Annotated in this window: 2 protein-coding genes and 1 pseudogene; 2 read left to right on the forward strand and 1 reads right to left on the reverse strand. The window is 40.4% G+C overall.

Annotated elements, in window-relative coordinates; genetic code table 11:
• The first annotated feature begins 131 nt into the window (after positions 1–131).
• Both B147_RS0107855 and B147_RS0107860 read left to right on the forward strand, forming a co-directional pair.
• Entirely contained in the window at positions 132–584 is a 453-nt protein-coding gene (locus B147_RS0107855; RefSeq protein WP_051085656.1) for a hypothetical protein, read from the forward strand.
• Between the two features lie 21 nt (positions 585–605).
• Complete coding sequence (locus B147_RS0107860; RefSeq protein ID WP_020586666.1) at positions 606–785, forward strand: YwbE family protein; 180 nt, start codon at positions 606–608, stop codon at positions 783–785.
• Between the two features lie 328 nt (positions 786–1113).
• On the opposite strand, the pseudogene B147_RS0107870 reads toward B147_RS0107860, so the two are convergent.
• Positions 1114–2258: pseudogene (locus tag B147_RS0107870) on the reverse strand (IS3 family transposase).
• Between the last annotated feature and the right edge of the window lie 162 nt (positions 2259–2420).

Raw genomic sequence — 2420 nt, forward strand, 5'->3', positions numbered from 1 at the left:
AACAGAATTTATGCACTCAAAAAGCATTTATTGATATAAAAAAACCGGACAAGATAATTGACGCGAACCGGACAAAGTAATTGACATTTGATAAACGATCTCTTCAACTGAAAATGAAATGGGGTGACCATATGAGTTCTGCATCAGTTAGATATTTTATTATCACAGATGAATCCGAAATTCTCCGAGTCTCAATCAATAAATTCCAACGTCTGTTAGAAGCAACAAGTGAGGAAAAATTAGAAAGATTTGCCGGAAAGCGTGTGCGTGTTGCAGAAATTTGTGTAAAGCTTGAAAACCGAAAGCCAATTGAGGTTATACGTGCTATTTATTATTATTGGCACGTCAATGAAAAAGGCGTCCTTGATGAAGAGTATTTAATAAAAAGTCGCGATATTGTATTCGCTGCAGGTGATGAGATTTCCAGCATGTTCACAGAAAAAGAACAAGGAAATGTAATAAATGCACAGCAGGAATTTGCAAAAAGGCAACGTGATCATGCTGTTTGGTGGAAACCTAATATGCAACTTGAACGTAATATCTTAGATGCGTCTATCGATGAGTTTAAGTGTAAAAGATTATAATTGTATAGGGTAAAAAGTATAATGACTGGCGGACAAAATAGAACGCAAATCAAAACCGGACAAACCGTATCCATTGTATTAAAAAAAGACCAAAGGACAGGTCTCCTGACCCAAGGCGTCGTAAAAAATATTTTGACAAAATCGTTTTTTCATCCCCATGGCATAAAAGTCCGATTGGAAATTGGTGGCCTATGGGGATAAAGTCTCCAATGATGTTTATGGTGCGCGGGCGTTCCATGTGAACGAAAGAAGACATGCACGCGAACTACGAGAGTTCTTGTATAAAAGGTTTGGCAACTTGAAAAATGAAGGAGCTGGCACTCAAGTCGAGTATTATACAAATAGCCGAAGTAATAATTGGACAAGTTATAGTGGACCCCAATGTCAAGACAGTTTTTTTTAAATTTAAGCGTCATAGTCGGATTTTTCTCGGTGCCCAGCGGAAGTGGAAGCCAGGTCCTGAGAATGGGCACCATAAAAACTGCCCGTCGGAAGGGGTTGGCTTCCGCTGGAGCGGGTTCTGGCTTCTTCATCCCACAAGACTTAACTGATTTTCGCCATAATACACTTCGGCAGGCGTCTGGCCGTTAAAACTTTGGTGAGGTCGTTCATTGTTGTAAAAATCAAAGTATTTTTTCAGGGAGTTGCGCAACTGTTCAACAGAACGAAATTCATTTACATAAATTTCTTCATACTTCACACTGCGCCACAGTCGTTCGATGAAAATATTATCGAGACATCGGCCTTTTCCATCCATGCTGATTTTAATGTCCTTATCTTTCAATACTTTTGTAAACTCGTGACTTGTGTATTGAGATCCTTGATCCGTGTTGAATATATAGGGTGTTCCATGACATCGTAACGCTCTCTCCAAAGAGGATATACAAAACTCGTTGTCCATGGTTATTGATAGTTCCCAGGAGAGAACATGACGACTATACCAATCCATGACCGCCGTCAAATAAACGAAGCCACCAGAAAGTGGAATATATGTTATATCCGTACACCACACCTGATTTGATCTGGTTACTTCAACGTTCCTCAAAAGATATGGATACACTTTATTTTGGGGATGAGCCTTGCTGGTATTTGGTTTCGGTGCAATGGACTGAATTCCCATTTTCCGCATCAGTCGTTGAACCCGTTTGCGGTTAATCTTATATCCGTTACGCCTGAGGGCATTACGAATTTGGCGGGTGCCATAAAAAGGATGGGCGGTATATTCATTGTCAATCAACCTCATGAATTCCAAATTTGTAGGCGTTTCCTGTCCAGTCAGGCCTTTACGGTAATAGATAGAACGTGGGAGCCCTATCAGTTCACATTGCCTTTGAATACTGAGTTTGGAGTTCTTGGGTTGAATCCGCTGTCTTTTCTCTTCAATACTCATCAGAGGTGCCCGCTGTTTTTTTTTAGCCAATCCAGTTCTACCTGGAGTTGGCCGACCTTTTGATATAAACGGTCCCGTTCAATCTCTGTTTCTTTGGTTTGTTTTGCCTGGCTATTGCCAAATACCAATGGAAGGGCTTCTATTGCTTCCTTTTTCCATCTATTTACAAGGCTTGTATGAATACCGAACTCAGAGGCAATCTCATTGACAGTTTGATTCCCTTTTATGGCTGCCAATGCGACCTTACTTTTTAATTCTTTACTGTAGTTTTTCCGTTTCAAAATGAATCCCTTTCTGGTTTCTGGACTGTTATATTTTATCTTAACATCTTGTCCAGTTTTCGGGGTCCACTACAGTGCTGACGCATAAATAATAAAAGGTCGGCCGAAGTTGTTCCGCCCACTCCTTTTTGGGAAAATTCCGCCTTTCCTTCTTTCAGAAGGCAT

The organism is Desulfobacter curvatus DSM 3379 (assembly GCF_000373985.1).
Lineage (GTDB): Bacteria > Desulfobacterota > Desulfobacteria > Desulfobacterales > Desulfobacteraceae > Desulfobacter > Desulfobacter curvatus.